The following is a 19,021-nucleotide window of genomic DNA, read 5'->3' on the forward strand; positions in this document are numbered from 1 at the left end:
TATGATAAAAATATTAGTGATGATTCTTATAATATTCTTTATAGCTATTTGCTATAAGTGTGGAATATTCAGAAATTATGATTCTAATAGTATAAAAAACTATATTAATTCTTTTGGTATACTTGCTCCAATTATTTATATAATAATGTTTACATTGGTGCCTTTAACGTTTTTTCCTGATTCTATCTTAGCAATATCGGGAGGAATGGCTTTTGGATTATTTTATGGAACAGTATATACTATTATCGGGGCAGTATTTGGAGCTACACTATCCTTCTACATAGCTAGGTTTTTGGGTAGAGATTTTGTAAACAAGCTGGTACATGGTAAAGGCAAGTGGTTTGAAGATGGCGTTGAAAAAAGAGGTTTTTTTATAGTATTGATGCTAAGGCTCATACCTTTAGTACCTTTTGACGTTATAAGCTATGGATCAGGATTGTCAAAAATAAAATTTAAGGACTTTTTATTTGGAACTATAATTGGTATTATTCCTGGTGTACTTATATTTACAAACCTAGGAGACAAGTGCATAGATACATCTTCTTCGGGATTTATCATATCTATAGCGTTGCTGATATTACTGTTTGTATTTTCTTATATCATGAAGAAAAAAATATCTTTTAAAAATCTCCAGGAAAACATTGTTAAGGAATAATTATTATAAAGATGAAGGGTATTAATAAAACACCCTTCTTTTTTATTACATTTGATTATATATGTTGAAGTAATAAATTTATTAGTTATAATAAATATATGAATTTAAAATGTAATATACAAGTGACAATAAGATTTTAAATTTTAATATATTAGTATTTTAGTATTAAGGAGGAATAATAATGGCAGAAACTAATTCCAACAAAGCATCAAAAACAACATATATATCAAAAGAGAAGTCAGTGCTGTTCGTTTATTTTGTAGCAGCTCTATCTTTAGTGCTATTGGTAACTTGCCTAGAGGTAGTTGGAGACAGCATTAAAAGTGGACATGGACTTTGGGATGCAAAAGCTATAAACTATGTTTATTCAATAAGAAATGCTTATTTAAGCAAGATTTTTATTATTATAACCAGTACAGGTAATCCTTTAACAGTTACTGTAATTACAGTGGTAATAAGTTCTTTTCTTTATTTTTTTCAAAGAAAAAGAGAAGCGGTTTTTTATATAGTTAATATTTTAGGAGTGTGGGTGCTAAATGAGAGCATTAAAGCTATTGTGAGAAGAGCAAGGCCTAGTGTAGTGAAGTTGGTGTATGCTTCAGGATACAGTTTCCCAAGCGGCCACTCAATGGTTTTTATGACCTGTTCTCTTATTCTAGCATTTTTTATATTAAATTATGCTAAAAATAAGCTTTTTGCATATGCTTCAAGTATCTTTATAATTATGTATGGGGTTATGGTAGGTTTAAGTAGGATTTACTTAGGAGTTCATTACTTAAGCGATGTTCTGGCTGGCTGGACCTTTGCAGCTGTATGGACTTTAACAAGTGTGATCATATATATAAAGATAAGTGTTAAAGAAGAGATCAATTTTAATGTAGACAATATTAATAATAATTACATGGAAAGTGAAAGATAAATATCAAAGTTAGTTTATATTTTTAAAGGAAATCCTTTATATGTTAAATATATTTAGGTATAATGTATTAGAAACAGTTATTAGGTAAAATATGATTATAGTTAGATTAGGAGTGAACATAATGAAAATAGAAGAAGTAATAGAAAGAATAAATTTTTTATATAAAAAGAGCCAAAATGAAGGGTTAACTGAAGAAGAAAAGATCGAGCAGAAAAAACTAAGACAGCACTATATAGATAATGTGAAGAGAAATTTTAGAGCTCAATTAGATGGTATTGAGAAAGTTCCATCTAAAGACAAACTAAATTAAGGAGAGAGCGCAGATGTCTGTAACAGTAAAGGATCTTATAAATGATTTAAAATTGGAAGTTATAAATTACGGAGAAAACAATAATGAAATAACTGTTAGTGATATTAATAGGCCTGGACTGCAATTTGCAGGTTTTTATAACTATTACGCTAACGAGAGAGTGCAAATAGTGGGAAAGACAGAATGGAGCTTCCTAGACGCTATGCAGCCTGATTTAAGACGAAAAAGACTTAGAAAGTATTTTGAGTTTGATATTCCATGCATTATAGTAACCAGAGACTTAGAACCTCATTCTGAATTTATGGAAAGCGCAATTCAACATAAAAGATGGGTTTTGAAAAGTGATAATATAACAACAAGATGTATAAGTAGGATTATGAATTATTTAGATGGTAAACTAGCACCAGATACAAGATTACATGGTGTATTGGTAGATGTGTACGGCATAGGAATGCTTATTACAGGAGAGAGTGGAATAGGAAAAAGTGAAACTGCACTGGAACTAATTAAAAGAGGACATAGACTGGTAGCAGATGATGCTGTTGATATAAAAGAAATAGATGGAGTTTTACATGGTACTTCACCATATATAACTTCAGGCATGATAGAAGTAAGAGGTATGGGAATAATTGATATACCAGCACTTTATGGTTTAAGTTCTATTTTGAAAAGTAAAACAATAAATATTGTCATATATTTGGAACAGTGGAAAGAAGATGAAAATTATGATAGACTAGGAATAGATAAAGAATATGTAAATATTCTTAATGTGCCTGTAAGAAAATTAACGGTTCCAATAAGACCAGGAAGAAACCTTGCTGTAATTATTGAAGCAGCTGCAGCAAATTATAGATATAGTTTTATAACTAATGTTACTCCAGTAGATATTATAGGCCAAAGAATGATAGAGGAAAAGGAAAGAAGGGAGCATAATGGAGAGCAAAAAGGACATTAGGAGAATTATTAAAGACAAGCGGTCTTCTATAACTACAGAGAAAAGAGAAAAATTAAATCAAACCATATATGAGAAGGCTATAAATAGCGAATATTACAAAAATGCAAAAACTATATTTATATTTATTAGCTTTAATGATGAAGTTGATACCCTTAGCATTATTAAAAAGTCTTTAGAAGATGGTAAAATAGTATGTGTACCTAAGGTAATATCAAAACAAGATGGTATGATAGCCATTAGAATTAATAATTTTGAAGATATGGCTTTAAGCAGTTATGGTATATTAGAACCTAAAGATACAACTAATATCATAAAAGAAAACTTAGTAGACTTAACTTTTGTTCCAGGTCTTGCTTTTGATAGAAAGGGTGGAAGAGTTGGCTATGGCGGAGGTTTCTATGATAGATTTTTGAAGAATATGAGGAAAGATTCAAAGAAAATCGGGTTGGCATACAGTTTTCAAGTAATAGATGAAGTTCCAATGGAAGAGCATGATTTATTTATAGATGGAATAATTACTGATTAAGCGAAAAGGAGTTTCCGTTTAAGGTATCTGAAAGAAAATAATTTGAAGATGACTAAAATTAAAAGACTTGCTTAAACAAGTCTTTTAATTTAAATGCTGTTAAGTTTTTCTAAAAACATTTCAATACCTTTTTCATCTAAAAATACTTCACCAACAGTAGAGGCGTGCTTTGAATCATTGTTAACAATTCCATGAAAATCTGAACCAGCAGTAATTATTTTATTATATTTATTTGCATAATCTAATAATCTCTCGTTATCTTCTTTAGTATTAATTGGGTATATAGCTTCAATACCGTGAAAGGGAAGAACTAAAAGATCTTCTAAGTTTATTTTTTTTATTAATACTGGGTGTGCCAATACAATTAAGGCATTCATAGATTGCAGAAGTTTTATGCCTTCTTCAGTGCTTAATTTTTTGTTTGGAATGTAGGCTGGGCTATCATCGCCAATAAAATTTTGAAATATATCATCCCAACTATAATCATATCCCTCTTCCAATATAGCTTTGGCAATATGAGGTCGTGCAACTATGCCGTGAGCATCCTCTAACATTTTTTCATAATCAAGACTTATGTTAAAAATATGCTTCAAATTCTCAACTATCTTTTTAGCTCTAAATATCCTGTAATCATTCATTTCCTTAAGAAAGTCTTTAAAATTATCATTTATTTTATTAACATCACTAAAGTATCCTAAGATGTGTACATTTTTACCATTATGCAATGTAGAAAGTTCCACGCCAGGTATGACCTTTATTCCTACGCTCTCGCCATATTCTACCGCTTCTTCTATACCAGCAATTGTATCATGGTCTGTTATAGCTATAATATCTACACTTTCTTGTTTTGCCAAGTTGAGTAGTTCTATGGAAGATAACTTACCATCAGAGTTTTTGGTGTGTAGATGAAAATCACCTTTTTTATACAATTAAAATCACCTTCTTGTTAAAATATACTGCAGTTCTATTATATCCCCTCAGCTATACGTTTTGCAAAAGTTTTTGCTTTATCCTCAATGCCCTCAATTTTAAATATGGAATTAGGGTCATTAGCTGTCTCAGTAATTATAGCATAAGGAGGAAGCCTAAATCCTTTATTAATATTTAAAGCTCCAATGAGTTGCTTAGCTACAGAGTCGCTGCCAGAGTTTCCTGACACAATAACGCCGAAGGTTGACTTATCATGAAAGCCAGTTTTATGGTATAAAACTGTAAGCCTGTTTATTGTAGCTGTTAGGTTTGCTGCAATTGCGTCATTATAATTTGGACACAGCCATATTATTGAATCCGCTTTTTCAATAGCAGGAAGTACATTTTCTGTTATAAATCCTCCATAAAAACATCTGTTCTTTTTGCCATAGTGAAGGCATAGGGTATATGAACATCCTTTACAATCTAATACCTTGCCATTTTCAATTTGAATCTCATTTATTGCAAAATCATTTAACCTCCTAGAAGCCATATGCCATAGTTCAAGTGTGTTTGAAGCTTTGTGTGGTGAAGAATATAATACTGTAATGTTTTTTCCCGTTCTATCAAGAGAAGTGTTTGCATAGTCTAAAAGTCTTTTACCAAGATTATTACATAGATGAATGCATATATCCTTAAGCGGAATTTGAAGAGTTTTTTGCCAAGTTAAAAAGTTTCTTAAGCTTTTGGTGGCTTCAACTAAAGGGTGTCCTATAAAGCCGCATCCGAGGTTATTAGCCATGAAAACTATGTCTTGAGCGGCTCCTTTAGTACCAAGCTCACTTGAACTATGAACAAGTAAGGAAGCTATTGAACCATGAAAAATGTCATTGTCTTTATTCTTTAGTGATTCGAAAAATCTAAGCATTGGTAAGTCAAAGCCTGTAAATCCTAACTCCAGTGCAAATAATATTTTTTTATTCTTTAGGCACACATGATTTTCAAACTCTTTTATATATATGACAGAATCAAAGTTTCTACTAAAACCTTCTATCATAAGTTGAAGCTGCTTTGATAAATCTTCATTTGGAGCTATAACATACAGATTTTTCATACCATCACCCCGCAATATATTTAATTTATTGTATGGGGAAACTAACTAGAAAATTAACATATCCCTCTGTATAAGGCAACTTTCTAGTTAGAAACCCTATAGTAGAGAATTGTAGGTTTCTAATAGTTTTTGATAAAGACTATCATGCATATTTTTATAGGTCTCCAATTCTATGCCTCCGGGAAGCAGTCTATTTTTGCATCCCATAAAAGCACCTCCTATAAAAGTAGCACTATAATGCCAATCTCCCTTTATCGTAGCTATAAGAGAAAATGCTCCAGAAGACAAAGCAGGAGCTACATAAGGCTTAAAGCCTATAGATCGAACCTCTAAGTTTGCTTTTCTTGTTTTAGTTGTTAGGTATTCTGATAGCTCTTCATTATATTTATCTATACTATCTGCTATTATAAGTCCTTCGCCGTGAGGACCAAAGGCTCTACCATATTCTAAATAATGACTGCAATCAGATTTTTGTTTGGCATAATAGCATGCTCTGGCATTCATTACACCAAGCCCATAACCTCTAATCTGCTCTGGCGTCAGAGAAGGGTGCTGGTCGGAGGTATATTTAATGCCTTCTTCAAAAACTGTTTTGCAAAGTAAGTCTACAGGGTCAGAAACTACAGCAAATATACCTTTAAAGTTGTTTTTAGCAGCCATATTTGTATAGTAGCCAATAATTTTCGAGTTACCTTGAAATTGCATAAGTCGCACATCTGAAGTTTCATTACCAACCTCAGGTACGTAGGCGGATACGCAAAATACAAACATATCACAGTTAAATAAATCTTCTTCTCCCACAGCATATACGGTAGGATAATTATTAGTATAATCCGGTGGCAGAATTTGATTACACTCATACTCCCACCTTTTTACTTTATTTTCATCCTTATCATATATATTTATATGAGATATACAATCGCCTCCTAAAAGTCTAAGTCCAGTAATCAGTGTTCCGCCTACATCACCTAGACCAACAACTGTGAGGATCCATTTTTTAAATTTTTTTGGATTGCTGCATATAGAAAAAGAAGAATCCAAAGCCTCCTGCCAATCCTTATAAGCGGTATTTATGGAAGTAATTTTTCTATTATATATATATTCTATTATCCACTGAGGAATATTTAAGTTATAATCAGTTACATCTTTTAACAGTTCCAAGTTTTCTTCTTCTATAAATAGATTACTTGTAGATGTTACACAATAGGTTCTTCTAGATTTATATGGATTAATATGATTTAGAGAAAATATTCTTCCGCTAAAATTCTTAGCAGATTCCTCCGTAATTTCCTCCAGATTATACTTCTTGTTTGAAATCAATAGGTTGTTTTTTAATGTGTAGTAAAATAAGTCTTTAGTCATATGGAAATCTAGTCCTTTCATCAAATTTATTTAGTATTATTTAAATGCGTGGCTAAGTCTTAACAAAAGTTCAAGATCATTTTTTAAATAGCTGGATGCATTTAGATTTAAGTTATATCCCATATTTTCTCCGTGTTCAGGACATCTAGGTATTGTAAGTACTTGGCCTAAGGAGCCCAAAGTTAAGTTTTTTTCTTGCATTGAATGAAATTCACTTTCTAATACTTCCAGTATGTTTATAGAGTTTTCTATACAAGTTTTAGATAAATCATATATATCCGCTTTTGAAGCTTTTCTGATAAAAGCAGGATAAGTATATGGTAAAATTAAATTTATAGATGGCAGAAGGTTTCTCTCAGGGTAAACACCTCGCCATAATGCATCTCCTCCTATGAAGGGATATAGAGAATTCTCATTAAACCATATTTTAAGTCTTGGTATAAAATACACGCTATCAACCTGCCTGTTCTGCATATCCATTAAATCTTTTCCTCTTCCAGACAAAACTCCAACAATAATCTTTTGTACTTTTACATCCTCATTTTTAAAAATAGGATCCAAAGCCTTTATTCTATATCCTTTATGAAGCAGATCATCTACTAGTATAACTGAGCGGTTAAAAGATTTCATCATTTTTACTTGAGTTTTTAGATCGAGGTAGTGAGGGAATTCTCCAATAATAAACCTTCTCATATCAGGGTAAAATAGCTTCTCTGTATGCAGTGATTTTGTCACTGTATTTGGTATAACATATCTTCTTAATATATCTCCATAAGGTACACACATGGATGGGCCTAGCTTTTTAGGAAGAACTGTTTGGGTTGGTACACCATTTTCTTTGCATATTTTTCTTATCATATTTTGATATACAAAGTTAACATCAAAAGGGATAAGCAGTTCTCCAGGATAAAGCTTTATAATGGCTTCCTGTAATTTTTTTCGCGAAGCAGATAATACATTTCTTACTCTAGGATTGCTTCTAAAAGGCTCTTTTATTATATTTTGTATGTCAAGATTTAGTATACAAGGAGTACTCATATTAACTGCAAAAACAGGGTTATTATCATCGCAAAATGGAACTTTAATGAAGCCATTTAGTTTAAGTAAATCATATATGCTGTCAGAGCAAAATTTACTGCTGAATATATTTTTATATATACCATACTCATAATCTCTTGAAATGCATGCTGTCAAAGTTTCCGTAAGCAATATTTGTTCAAGTTCATTATTTTTATCATAATTTTTTATATATAGACCATCTATTAGCATTATTCTTCCTACGCTATTTTCACGTATATACTGTGATACCTCAGAGTTTCTAAATTCATCGTACAAAGTAGCAGAACGAATCCAGTGAAAAACAGAAAAACCTAAAATTTGGTTGGTGTTGGTGTTTTTTAATAACATTATTCTAGCAGAAGGTTTTGAAGCTACAGATATAAGCTTTTCCTTAAATTCCTCATCTGACTCTGGTATACTTTCGCATATTGTATTTATGAAATCAGTAGAAAAAATATCAATAATCTCTGTATCGAGCCAAGGAGATTTTATTAATGATTTATCTTGAGCTTCTCTTTGATAAAATCCATTATCGTAAATATATTGTTGTGCTAAGGGGTCTACAAGACTAGAAATATCTCTATTTTCATCTATATAGCTTCTTATTTGTGTAGAGCTAAGCTCTGAATATTTAGATGATAATGTAAGAACTATAACATCTTTTTCTATATTTTTTACTGCACTGCTGAATTTTTTACTTTTGCCTCTCTCAAAAATTATGTGGGCAAAAGTATGGATAGAATTCTCTGTTTTAGGCAATTTATAGCTTGATGCATTTAAAAGAACATCGCTTCCTATAGCAATGTATACCTCAGAGCCTGAAAAATTTTCCCTTAGGTTTTTTAGGCCATCTGGATTTGCTATATTTGTTGGAAGAATATCAGGATAAATATATATATTAAGTTCATCTGAAATAGACATATTAACTAAGTTTCTTCTCAGGAGACTAGGAAGTGTTTTTTTAGACCAAGAGAACTCATCAATGGCTAGATACACTTCGAAGTCTAAATCCCTTATATACTTTGCTATTTCTTTATGGCTAAGAGAGAATGGATCGAAAGTTCCAGGGAAAAATGCAATTTTTTCTGGAAGAGGTATATCTATATTTCCATGAAAAAAGTTAAAATCTGATATAAACCTATATATATGATTTAAACTTGCTGATCTTGTTAAAAATAAAAGTTCAGCATTTTCGTTACTTGTAATTAATGTAAGCACTTTTTTAGCTATAAGTTTAAATATATCAGCCTTTTTCTTTAAGCCAAGATATGGAGCTCCAAAAATATCTTTACCTATAACACTAAAGGCTGCCTGCTTAACCTGGGGATCATAATTTCCTAGACCATTAAGGAGAATTCCGAACATTTTATTTAATCTTTTATAATAAGAATTTTCATTTTCCTCAAATCTATCTTTATAAAGGTCATAGTATGAAATAGTTATTCCTATTGTCTTTAGTATTAGTGATTTAAGATTAATATTAGATGATTTAATCTTTACTATGGAATCATTAATTACTTCATCTAATTCTTTAGGTTGAAGCCATAGAATCGCTTGGCCAGCATATCTTGGTATATATTCAGTGAATTTATTTCCCTCAATTTCAAGTGCACGGAATAATTCTACAGCCACTTCGTTTCGTTCTGCTAAGGTTAGATAAGGCATAATCATTAAAACTGCGCTTCCAGCTCTATTTCTAACACTTTCTATAGCACTTACTTTTAGAAGATTACAAAAATGTATAGCCGTATGAAGTCCAGTAGCTTGAGAGTTATTTAATACATGATCTAAAAGTAATTCTACTTGATTTCTTTTCCTAATCCAGTCAGTGGCAGTTTTTAGGTTACTCAAGAATATATCTGTTACAGTGTTTTTATTTAATTGACAATGTGACTTAAAGTATTCTACATTCTTTTTTATATTTAAAGCCTTATTTATTTTATAAAGTAAAAGATTTTCAGCAGGAACTTTGCTTTTTTTAGTTATGTTTAAGAAATATTGTCTTAACTTTTGTATAAATGGATGTTCTGCTGGAAGCTCATGAATTAAACGCAGCATGGTTTCTAATGCTTCAAGTCTGGTAACACTAATTCTCTTTGTTAATCTTGAAAATACATAGTGATAAACTATATCAATATCATCCTCATATGCATCGAAAGGTATATATTTAGCTGTTTCTAGTAAAAATAAATCGCAATCGCTGCTTTTATATCTTTCGTCTTTATAAAAGTTAAATATAACTTCTTTATAGCTTTTATAATAGGATTTTTTTCTACAATTTACGAATAGGGAATTCACCATTATACTTATACTGTATCCTATATTGAATCTATGAGAAGGTATGACCTTATGCCCTGGAGAAAGCATTAATTCAAAGTATTCCTTTAGCAGGTCAACACTGCAAATGGAACTAGCCTCCAATTTTACGTTCTCAGGAATTTCCTTTCTGTACTCTTCATCAAAAATAGCAATGAGGCTCCCTATTAACTCAGCACAGTGCCTCCGTATATCGTCCTCAGGATGAACGAGGTTTTCATATAAAAATTTAATAGTTTGAAGTTTTTGTTTTTGAGTAAGATATGTGGAATATTCCTGAAATATTCTTACATATTCTCTTAAGTTTTTCCAATCCTTTTCGCTTCTTGCCATTTCTAATAAGGCATCAAGTGAGTATTCATCACGAAGGTGATACATTAAGTTTATATTATGACTTATAGAAAGATATTTTAGATTCTGCACAATTTCGTTTCCTTGAAGCAGGGTATAGTGTTGTTTTGGAATTTTTGTTAAAATAAACTTTGATTTAGGATTAGTATCTATGCCTAAATTAATAAGAAAATCTTCAAAGTCTTTTAATTTAGAATAAACTCTTTTATATCTTTTACTTTTCTCATTAGTAACATTTTCAAGTTTGCTTAAGATAACATGAAAAGAGTCCTCAAGAGAGTAAACCTTCATTTTAGCTTTGCCATTTATATATTCATCTTTTATTCTAAAATCAGAGTATATAAGAAGCAGAGATTCAATAGATAAATTTTCAAGCTCTAAGTCCCAGGTAGAGTGGTTAATAGCTATGTTTCTTATATAATTTATCCCATATCTTTTAAACCATTGGTCTGTATAGTAATAGTGGAGTCTAGGAACCCGCTTTAATTCTATTCCTTTGCATCCATACTTTCCTATGTCGTGTCCTCCAGCAGCGCCTGAAACCCTACCTAAGTCTACTGGCGTTCCAATGGATTTTAATTGACGTGCAATAAATAATGCGAGATAATGAACTCCACATACATGATCCAGTGTAGTAAAACCGGTTATTTCTCCGTTTATTTTCATCATTTCATAAGAGTAATTGTCATTAAAAGCTCTAACAAATCTTCTATACTCCTCTGGGTGTTCAAGTTCGTTTTCTTCTTGCAAAGTTAAAAAGTTCATGGCATATAAGCTTTGCCAGGTTCTATCTGAAGAATCTTTTTGAACCTCACAGATTACACGAAAAATTCTTAAAAATGTTTCACAGGATGAAATTAACTCATCTAGTAATTCTACAGAGACAGTTTCAGGAAAGTTTTTGTATAGAGTATATTGATGTATATAACCAAGCCAATCAGATGGAGCTTTTTCTTTTGCTAACTCATTAAGAAGAGGTAAGCACAATTCAAGAGTTTTTTTTGCAGTAAAATCCTTTGTTTCTATAAGGCTTTTCAAATCATCAGAAAAATTCTTATTTCTAAAATATTTATCTATTAAATATTTATCTATACTGAATTTTTGCAGCCATTTTGAACTGGTAAGTCTTCTTATAATTCTATTGTAAATTTCAACAAATGGTATGCTGTTCATTTTTTCCTCCTTTCAGTGGTCACACTGGGTAATTTTGCTCGTTTCCCTTCGGGAACTGGGTAACTTAAGATGTTCGCTTCCGCTCACAAGTTACCCGTTAAAGCCCATATAGGACTTTAACCTCCTTAATACATTGTTTACAGAAAATTATATACTTTTAATATGCTTTTTTAAAGACGTTAAAGTGAAATTTTTCGAAATATGATTAAATGAAGAAGAAATTTAAAATAGTCTTGGCCAATTGCAAGACTATTTGTGTAAGATTTACCTAAATTTAAAATTATGCTATTTACCGTTAAAAGGTGTATAATGTATGAAAACACATATAAATATTAACAGTACAGAAGAGGTCGCTAATAAGCGAAACACTCAGTTTAAATATCTATAGGGATTATTGTGATAAATTTTTCGATTGTTCAACATCTTGTTGAAGTTGTTGCTGTGGAGTTGAAAAGGCATTGTACCATTGTTTGTTGACTGCCATGTCTGAGAGTTTATAATGTTCATTCAATGAATTCGTAAGCTGTGAACCTAATAATTCTCTAAGCTGAGGATTGGATATTTCAGTGATTACTGAAGCGAGGCTGAGAATATCAGACTTGGACATAGTTAACAACTCTAAAGCTATTTCCTTATCTCTAGCACTATTATTTGAGTTGTACTCATTATTATTGTTTTGGTTATTATTATTATTATTATTATTGTTATTATTATTTTGGTTATTATTATTATTATTGTTATTGTTACAGCTGTTATTATTGCTGTTGTTATTATTATTTTGAGTATTACTTGACATAATATTGCAAGCAGTGTCTATCCATGACATTATTATATTACCTCCTATCCAGGGCTATTTTGACCGGAAGCACCACTACTTTGGTTATTCTGATTGCTTTGGTTATTCTGATTGTTTTGGTTATTTGGATTGTTTTGGCCATTTTGACTACTTTGTTGATTATTCTGTTGGTTATTTTGATTATTGTTATTATTGTTTTGATTACCGCTTAAATTGCACTGATTGTTAATAAAGTTTTGCATTTGTTGAAGAGCTGACTTTTTAGAATTTAAACATTGTTGCATGTAATTTTTCAACTCATTATCGTTTACCATTGACATACTTGCTTCAGTTCTTTTTAAACTTACAATTTCGCTATTCATTAATTCATGTAGCTCTAACATTTCATGTGGAGCCAAGCCTAGATTATTTTGCATAAATTGTCACCTCTCTTACTTATTTTATTTTTCTCTATATTATTTACTTATATCCATGGGAAAAATAGCATAATTATCTATAAAGTACTATATAAAAAATCAAGTGTAGAGAAGGATAAATGAGAGATATATAAATCAATAATAAAATAATTTTTTTAACGAAGGAGAGTTATGAGAATAGATGATACGTTAAAATCACAAATTGCTGATATTGAACTCTTACAGTCTCGTAGTTTTAGTTTTTATTAAAATTTAATAAATAATTTAAAATTTAATAAAAGATTTTAAATAAAATTATGGTAAAATTAATTAAATAACTTAAAGGAGATGAGCAGATGAATAACCAATTAATGAAAGAAATAAAAGAATATGCAATTTCTATTATTGCAGCATTGTTTATAGCTTTGATATTTCACAGCTATGTATTTGCAAGAGCAACTGTTGAAGGACCTTCAATGCAGCCTACTCTTCACAATAAAGATATATTATTTTTAGAAAAAATAAGTACAGAAACATCTAATGTCAAGCGAGGTCAGATAGTTGTTTTTGATTCTAAGGATGCAGAAGGAAATTATTACATAAAAAGAGTAATAGGTATAGCTGGTGATGTTGTTGAAATAAAAAATGGGCATGTGTACCTTAATGGAAATGTATTAGATGAGAACTATCTTCCTGCAAATGATATAACAGAACCATTATCAACTAAGTCTAAATATACTGTTCCGAGTGGATGTGTATTTGTATTGGGAGATAACAGAACTAATAGTATTGATAGTAGAATATTAGGACCTATAAATTTAAAGGACCTAAAAGGACATGCGGTAATAAGAGTGTTCCCTTTTGATTCTATGAAGGTGTTCTAATAGCTTATATCATCTAATATAATTTGATAATATAAATTTGATATTAAAGAAGTTAGAGTTTGAGAGCACTCCTAGTTTTAATTAGGAGTGCTCTATTTTTAAGTAAATATTATAAAGGAATTTTATTATAGCTACACAAAAATAATTTTAACCATATTTTTAAAAAATATACCATTATACTTGAAGCTTGTTCATAAATTATTAAATGAGAAAAATCGACATAAAATTATAAAATATGAATTTATGAACCATAAATAGCAATTAATAGAGTTTTTGTATGTAATTTAATAGATTAATAATTTAAAAATCGCACAAACTTATAGTACAATCAAATAAATTACAGAAAATAAAATATATTTTAAGGAGGAATAAATTTATGGCAAGTAGAGGTAATAGAGTATTAGTTCCACAAGCTAAACAAGGATTAGATCAATTTAAAATGGAGTCAGCTAGAGAAGTTGGAGTAAACTTAAAAGAAGGCTATAATGGAGATCTTACTTCAAGAGAAGCTGGATCAGTAGGCGGAAACATGGTTAAGAAAATGGTAGAAGCTTACGAACAAGGTTTAAAATAGAACATAGCTAAAGTTAACTGCCAGGTAGACATATTCTACCTGGCTTTTTCTGTAGAGTTCAAAGGTAGACAGTTAACTTACACCCCGGGCTATGTTTTCAAGCTTCAGTCCGTTAAGAACTTTTATTTAGTTAGTAGTCTTACAATTTGCACTAAATACTTTGTAACAGTTAAACTACATAATAAATATAATAAAATATATAAAAAACTTTTTTAATTTATTGTCATAATATTAAAAAAATCTTAATATTTTTATAACTAAATAATGTTAATATATTTATGAGGTGAAGTGCAGTGAGTGTACAAATATATCAAAACCCAGATTTTAAGATTTATAAAGCGGGAGATGGTTATATAGTTCACAACAGGCATAAAAATTTTAAGGAAGGGCACACTCATGTGAGAAATTATAATATTTGTATGGTTATGATTAAGTTAATAGAAAGAAAGGAGATGCCCAAAAGTAAAGATAAGTATTTTATTCAAAGCCTCATAAGGATAAGCAATGATAGGAAGTATATAAGCAAAATAATGGAATGTGTACAATAGCCTTAGGTTTCTTTAGATATCATTATTATATATTAAATCCATGATTGTCAATAATTTAAATATAATACATTTCAATATTAATTTATTGCACCAACAGGGACAATAGACGGTTTAGCCACAGGGATTACGGTGGTAGCAGCTATGAGGAGAGGAAATTCTCCTCACAGGCATATTATCATCTCTTTTTGAATATTAAAAAATAGGAGGGAGATGGTATAATGTTAAATACCGTAGTATGTAAAAAAGAAGGATGCAAAGGAAATAGGTTTAAGATTAGTGTACAAAGGCTAAAAGTGCTTATGATATGTACAGAATGCAAAGTAGTAGAGAAACTTAATCGAGGAAATGAACTCAGTTTTTCCTACTATATGCTCGAAGTGCACTGGAGAGATTTTTAAAGTATGTAGAAATAATGAAGATAATAATATGTATTTTGAATGTACAAATTGTGGTCATAAATTTATTTATGTTCCATAACAGTAAGTTTATTCAATTAAGCAGAGAACCAAAATCAAAGATTTTGATATGGTCGCTTACACAGCGTGTACTCCTTTGAGAAATTGAAAAGGAGTTTCCATTTTAAAAATAAGCTATAAGGAAACTAATTTTAGGACTAGTAAGCCTATATAAATAATTTGTTAAAATTTACAAACCTCGAAGAAAGGCCATTCTTCGAGGTTTATTTTTTACTCTATATAATAGTATTTTATATAATAGTCTGGGAATATTATTGATATACAATAGATTATTGATACATTCATGTAAATAATAGTCGGGTTTGAAAATCAAAAATTTATGGTATAAATAAGGAGGGTAAAAATGGCTTCAAATGTAGATTCAACAAAAAAATTAACGCTAGTATCATTAGTATTAATGATCTTTACCTCTGTATATGGGTTTAATAATATACCAAGATCATTCTACAAAATGGGTTATGCTGCTATTCCATGGTATATTTTATCAGGAATAACATTTTTCATTCCTTTTGCACTAATGATGGCTGAGTTTGGGGCAGCCTTTAAGAGTGAAAGAGGTGGAATTTACTCATGGATGGAAAAATCTATTGGACCTAAATTTGCATTTATGGGAACCTTTATGTGGTATGCTTCTTATATTATTTGGATGGTAAATGTTGCATCAGGTGTATGGGTTCCTATATCAAATGCAATATTCGGAAAAGATACAACAAAGTCTTGGTCATTATTTGGATTATCTGGGCCTAAAACCTTAGGAATATTGGGAATATTATGGATCATATTTGTAACTTATGTATCCACTAAAGGTTTAGATAAAATCAAAAGAATAACATCATTAGGTGGAACAGCTGTTGCAGCACTAAATATTGTTTTATTAGTTGGCGCTTTGTTAGTTTTATTTGGGAATAAGGGACAATTAGCTCAGCCTATTCAAGGATTAAGTGCATTTACACAATCACCAAATCCAAAGTTTGTTGGAAATACAATTGTTTCTTTAGCATTTATAGTTTATGCTATATTTGCCTATGGTGGTATAGAGGTTGTTGGTGGATTAGTTGATCAAACTGAAAATGCAGAAAGGACTTTCCCTAAAGGAGTTGTTATATCAGCAGTTATTATATCAATAGGGTATTCGTTAGGAATATTTATGGTTGGTATATTCACTAACTGGGCAAAAGTTATGAATACACAAGGTGTTCACTTAGGTAATGCAGGTTACGTAGTAATGGCTAATTTAGGATATGCACTTGGAACTGCATTTGGAACAAGTGAAGCTACGGCTGTAGCTATGGGTGCATGGATAGCAAGATTTGTTGGACTTTCAATGTTCTTAGCTTTATCAGGAGCATTCTTTACACTAACATATTCTCCGCTAAAACAAATAATAGAAGGTACTCCTGCTAGGCTATGGCCTGGAAAAATGGGGGAATTAAAAGGTGGAATGCCACTAAATGCTATGTGGATTCAAGCTACTATAGTTTGTATAATGATATTTTTAGTATCATTTGGCGGAGATTCAATGTCAAAGTTTTTTGACATATTAGTTGCAATGACTAACGTAGCAATGACTCTTCCATATATGTTTATAGCAATTGCCTTTCCTCCATTTAAGAAAAATGAACGGATTGAAAAGCCATTTGCAGTATTTAAAACTTACAATAGCGCCTTTATATGGACAGTAGTGGTTGTTTTTACTGTAGGATTTGCTAATGTATTTTCAATAATAGAACCAGCTATAGATGGTGACATGAAAACTACAATTTGGAGTATAGCTGGACCAGTATTCTTCTCAGTGGTTGCCTGGCTTATGTATAGCAGTTACGAAAGAAACAACAAAGAAGATAGAAGAAAAAATGCATAATATAATTAAAGGAGGTTGTTTGGTTATTCAACAACCTCCTTTAATATTTTACTCTAATTTTTCTTGTTTTTCTCAATGCTTACTAAATATAAATGTGGAAACTGAATTATTCATGAAATATTTTATAACTATTATAGTAATAGTTGAGTTATAATATATGTATTGATTTATATTTCTGTTTGGAGGTGAAAAGGTGAAATTAGATGCAGTTCAGAGAAGAATAATATTAAACAAACAATTAGGTTATAGTTTACTAAAAGGAAATGTTTCATCTGGAAAGACCACAGCAGCAATACATAGAGCTATATACTTAAAGAACCAATATTGTTTGTTTGAGGACGATGCAGTCTTAATAGTATCAGATAAAGATATAAATGTTGATATTGCTAAAAAAATATATGATAAAGTAGAGGACAACAATAAATTAGAATATATAACGCTATTCTCTAATCAGGAGGACAAACTAAGTTTTTACAGTATTGAAAACATTATATGTAAATACTTTAATAATAGTGAAAAGAGCAAACATACAATCATTAAAGAGGAAGATAAAATAGTTATAATAAATAAATGTATAAAAACTATAAAGGAACATTATAAAAATGTAAAAATATTAAATTCGAAGTTTAGTAGTTTTCTTGTAGATGAAATAAGATGGATAAAGTGTTGTAATTACAGTACTATTGAAGCATATCAAAGTGCTGATAGAGCAGGAAGAAAGGTTAGGAAGGGTGAAGGACCTTCAAGGCTTTTAAAAAATTCCAAATCAAGAGAAGCTATTTTTAACCTTATGATTTCATATAATAAGATTTTAGAAGAGAATCATTTACTAGATTTTGAAGAAAGAGACCTAATAGCTCTAGAACATATTAAAAATTCGAATAGTAAATTTACTCATATAATAGTAGATGAATTTCAAAATTTTACGAAAGTACAGTTTGAAATCCTAAAGTCATTATTAAATAATCAAGACTATGGTAGTATGCTTTTGGTAAATAATCAGGATAACAATTCTAACCCTAATGGTTGGTTTGTTAAAGGAAGGAAACTCAATAGTATTGGAATAGATACAAAAATAAAAACTTATTCTCTTAAAAATACATATACAGATAGTTTGGAGCTGGAAGAAAAAATGAATGATTTAGAAAGATTGAATACAGAAGAAAAGAGTAACCATTATGATAATGCTCTTTCTATTGAAACTTTTGAATATCATGATATACGACATAATAGAAAATATGATTTTGTTAGAGATATAAATGATATATCAGATGTAATTGTAAAGAATGAAGATAGAGAAGATGAATATACAAAAGACGAATTAAAAGAGCTAGCGGTTTATAACGATATTGCAGCAGGAGAACCTATACTAATAAATCCAGATATAGAGGATAAATTTTATATACCTAAATTTTGGCTAAAGGGTGTAAATGAATGTTTTATACTTAAGGTTAAAGGTGACAGTATGATAAATGCTAATATTGACGATAATGATTATGTAGTAATAAGAAAACAATACGCTGCGCAAAATAATGATATTGTTGCTGTTGATATTGATGGAAGTGCTACGTTAAAAAGGCTTTCAATAGGCAAAGGTGGAATTAAACTAATGCCTGAAAATAGCAAATACAATCCAATCCCTATAACTGATGATGGTACAAATATAATAGGCATTGCAGTTGGAATTATAAAATATAAACAGTAGAAAATAAAGCAGGATTGGCAATTGGCAATCCCGTTTTTATTTACTTCATATGATTTATTATATAAATTACTTTTGATGGTAAAAATATTAGGGAGGCCTTAAGCAAGTGTTGGACTTAAGTACGGTGTAACTT

17 protein-coding genes are annotated in these 19,021 nt (G+C 30.3%); 11 read left to right on the forward strand and 6 right to left on the reverse strand.

Annotated features, from left to right (window positions below):
• Position 1: 1 nt before the first annotated feature.
• The 5 genes from RCG18_RS22045 (at position 2) to RCG18_RS22065 (ending at position 3,365) form a co-directional block, all read left to right on the forward strand.
• Positions 2 to 655, forward strand: a complete 654-nt coding sequence (locus tag RCG18_RS22045; protein ID WP_374119163.1) for a TVP38/TMEM64 family protein — start codon at positions 2 to 4, stop codon at positions 653 to 655.
• 181 nt (positions 656 to 836) lie between these two features.
• Positions 837 to 1,574: a phosphatase PAP2 family protein gene (locus tag RCG18_RS22050; protein ID WP_308038147.1), complete on the forward strand. Its 738-nt coding sequence runs from the start codon at positions 837 to 839 to the stop codon at positions 1,572 to 1,574.
• Positions 1,575 to 1,695: 121 nt separating this feature from the next.
• Complete coding sequence (locus RCG18_RS22055) at positions 1,696 to 1,884, forward strand: DUF896 domain-containing protein (RefSeq protein WP_308038148.1); 189 nt, start codon at positions 1,696 to 1,698, stop codon at positions 1,882 to 1,884.
• A 13-nt stretch (positions 1,885 to 1,897) separates the two neighbouring features.
• Complete coding sequence (hprK, locus tag RCG18_RS22060; RefSeq protein WP_308038149.1) at positions 1,898 to 2,839, forward strand: HPr(Ser) kinase/phosphatase; 942 nt, start codon at positions 1,898 to 1,900, stop codon at positions 2,837 to 2,839.
• Positions 2,817 to 3,365 carry a 5-formyltetrahydrofolate cyclo-ligase gene (locus tag RCG18_RS22065; protein ID WP_308038150.1) on the forward strand — a complete coding sequence of 183 codons (549 nt, stop codon included), beginning with the start codon at positions 2,817 to 2,819 and terminating at the stop codon, positions 3,363 to 3,365. Before hprK ends, RCG18_RS22065 begins: the two co-directional genes overlap by 23 nt.
• An 89-nt stretch (positions 3,366 to 3,454) precedes the next feature.
• Here the strand turns inward: RCG18_RS22065 and RCG18_RS22070 are convergent, their stop codons facing one another.
• The 6 genes from RCG18_RS22070 to RCG18_RS22095 form a co-directional block, all read right to left on the reverse strand.
• Positions 3,455 to 4,294, reverse strand: coding sequence for a PHP domain-containing protein (locus tag RCG18_RS22070; protein ID WP_308038151.1), 840 nt, complete (start codon positions 4,292 to 4,294; stop codon positions 3,455 to 3,457).
• Between the two features lie 38 nt (positions 4,295 to 4,332).
• Positions 4,333 to 5,388: an NAD(P)H-dependent oxidoreductase gene (locus tag RCG18_RS22075; protein WP_308038152.1), complete on the reverse strand. Its 1,056-nt coding sequence runs from the start codon at positions 5,386 to 5,388 to the stop codon at positions 4,333 to 4,335.
• A 96-nt stretch (positions 5,389 to 5,484) separates the two neighbouring features.
• Positions 5,485 to 6,750 (reverse strand): lactate dehydrogenase, encoded by a 1,266-nt coding sequence (locus tag RCG18_RS22080; RefSeq protein ID WP_308038154.1) that lies wholly within the window; start codon positions 6,748 to 6,750, stop codon positions 5,485 to 5,487.
• A gap of 36 nt (positions 6,751 to 6,786) precedes the next feature.
• Positions 6,787 to 11,649, reverse strand: coding sequence for a cytidyltransferase (locus tag RCG18_RS22085; protein WP_308038155.1), 4,863 nt, complete (start codon positions 11,647 to 11,649; stop codon positions 6,787 to 6,789).
• 391 nt (positions 11,650 to 12,040) lie between these two features.
• A complete protein-coding gene (locus RCG18_RS22090) occupies positions 12,041 to 12,475 on the reverse strand; it encodes a spore coat protein (RefSeq protein ID WP_308038156.1) in 435 nt (144 codons plus the stop codon).
• A gap of 14 nt (positions 12,476 to 12,489) precedes the next feature.
• Positions 12,490 to 12,861: a hypothetical protein gene (locus tag RCG18_RS22095; RefSeq protein WP_308038157.1), complete on the reverse strand. Its 372-nt coding sequence runs from the start codon at positions 12,859 to 12,861 to the stop codon at positions 12,490 to 12,492.
• Positions 12,862 to 13,196: 335 nt separating this feature from the next.
• On the opposite strand from RCG18_RS22095, the gene lepB reads away from it, so the two are divergent.
• From lepB to RCG18_RS22125, 6 genes are all read left to right on the forward strand, one after another.
• Positions 13,197 to 13,724: a signal peptidase I gene (gene lepB / locus RCG18_RS22100; RefSeq protein WP_308038158.1), complete on the forward strand. Its 528-nt coding sequence runs from the start codon at positions 13,197 to 13,199 to the stop codon at positions 13,722 to 13,724.
• A 376-nt stretch (positions 13,725 to 14,100) separates the two neighbouring features.
• Entirely contained in the window at positions 14,101 to 14,298 is a 198-nt protein-coding gene (locus tag RCG18_RS22105) for an alpha/beta-type small acid-soluble spore protein (RefSeq protein WP_178907624.1), read from the forward strand.
• Positions 14,299 to 14,591: 293 nt separating this feature from the next.
• On the forward strand, positions 14,592 to 14,846 hold the full coding sequence (locus tag RCG18_RS22110) for a hypothetical protein (RefSeq protein ID WP_308038159.1): 255 nt from the start codon (positions 14,592 to 14,594) through the stop codon (positions 14,844 to 14,846).
• Between the two features lie 218 nt (positions 14,847 to 15,064).
• Entirely contained in the window at positions 15,065 to 15,244 is a 180-nt protein-coding gene (locus RCG18_RS22115; RefSeq protein ID WP_308038160.1) for a hypothetical protein, read from the forward strand.
• A gap of 421 nt (positions 15,245 to 15,665) precedes the next feature.
• Complete coding sequence (gene yjeM, locus RCG18_RS22120) at positions 15,666 to 17,183, forward strand: glutamate/gamma-aminobutyrate family transporter YjeM (RefSeq protein ID WP_308038161.1); 1,518 nt, start codon at positions 15,666 to 15,668, stop codon at positions 17,181 to 17,183.
• Between the two features lie 193 nt (positions 17,184 to 17,376).
• Entirely contained in the window at positions 17,377 to 18,888 is a 1,512-nt protein-coding gene (locus RCG18_RS22125; RefSeq protein ID WP_308038162.1) for a S24 family peptidase, read from the forward strand.
• Positions 18,889 to 19,021 lie beyond the last annotated feature (133 nt).

The organism is Clostridium sp. OS1-26 (assembly GCF_030915445.1).
Classification (GTDB): domain Bacteria; phylum Bacillota; class Clostridia; order Clostridiales; family Clostridiaceae; genus Clostridium_AM.

Bases quoted from the DNA above. Each gene is read 5' to 3' on its own strand.
- RCG18_RS22115 (WP_308038160.1), top strand. From the start codon at position 15,065: ATGTTAAATACCGTAGTATGTAAAAAAGAAGGATGCAAAGGAAATAGG.
- RCG18_RS22065 (WP_308038150.1), top strand. From the start codon at position 2,817: ATGGAGAGCAAAAAGGACATTAGGAGAATTATTAAAGACAAGCGGTCT.
- lepB (WP_308038158.1), top strand. From the start codon at position 13,197: ATGAATAACCAATTAATGAAAGAAATAAAAGAATATGCAATTTCTATT.
- RCG18_RS22075 (WP_308038152.1), bottom strand. From the start codon at position 5,388: ATGAAAAATCTGTATGTTATAGCTCCAAATGAAGATTTATCAAAGCAG.
- RCG18_RS22095 (WP_308038157.1), bottom strand. From the start codon at position 12,861: ATGCAAAATAATCTAGGCTTGGCTCCACATGAAATGTTAGAGCTACAT.
- RCG18_RS22045 (WP_374119163.1), top strand. From the start codon at position 2: ATGATAAAAATATTAGTGATGATTCTTATAATATTCTTTATAGCTATT.
- RCG18_RS22055 (WP_308038148.1), top strand. From the start codon at position 1,696: ATGAAAATAGAAGAAGTAATAGAAAGAATAAATTTTTTATATAAAAAG.
- RCG18_RS22105 (WP_178907624.1), top strand. From the start codon at position 14,101: ATGGCAAGTAGAGGTAATAGAGTATTAGTTCCACAAGCTAAACAAGGA.
- RCG18_RS22050 (WP_308038147.1), top strand. From the start codon at position 837: ATGGCAGAAACTAATTCCAACAAAGCATCAAAAACAACATATATATCA.
- yjeM (WP_308038161.1), top strand. From the start codon at position 15,666: ATGGCTTCAAATGTAGATTCAACAAAAAAATTAACGCTAGTATCATTA.
- hprK (WP_308038149.1), top strand. From the start codon at position 1,898: ATGTCTGTAACAGTAAAGGATCTTATAAATGATTTAAAATTGGAAGTT.
- RCG18_RS22085 (WP_308038155.1), bottom strand. From the start codon at position 11,649: ATGAACAGCATACCATTTGTTGAAATTTACAATAGAATTATAAGAAGA.
- RCG18_RS22080 (WP_308038154.1), bottom strand. From the start codon at position 6,750: ATGACTAAAGACTTATTTTACTACACATTAAAAAACAACCTATTGATT.
- RCG18_RS22090 (WP_308038156.1), bottom strand. From the start codon at position 12,475: ATGTCATGGATAGACACTGCTTGCAATATTATGTCAAGTAATACTCAA.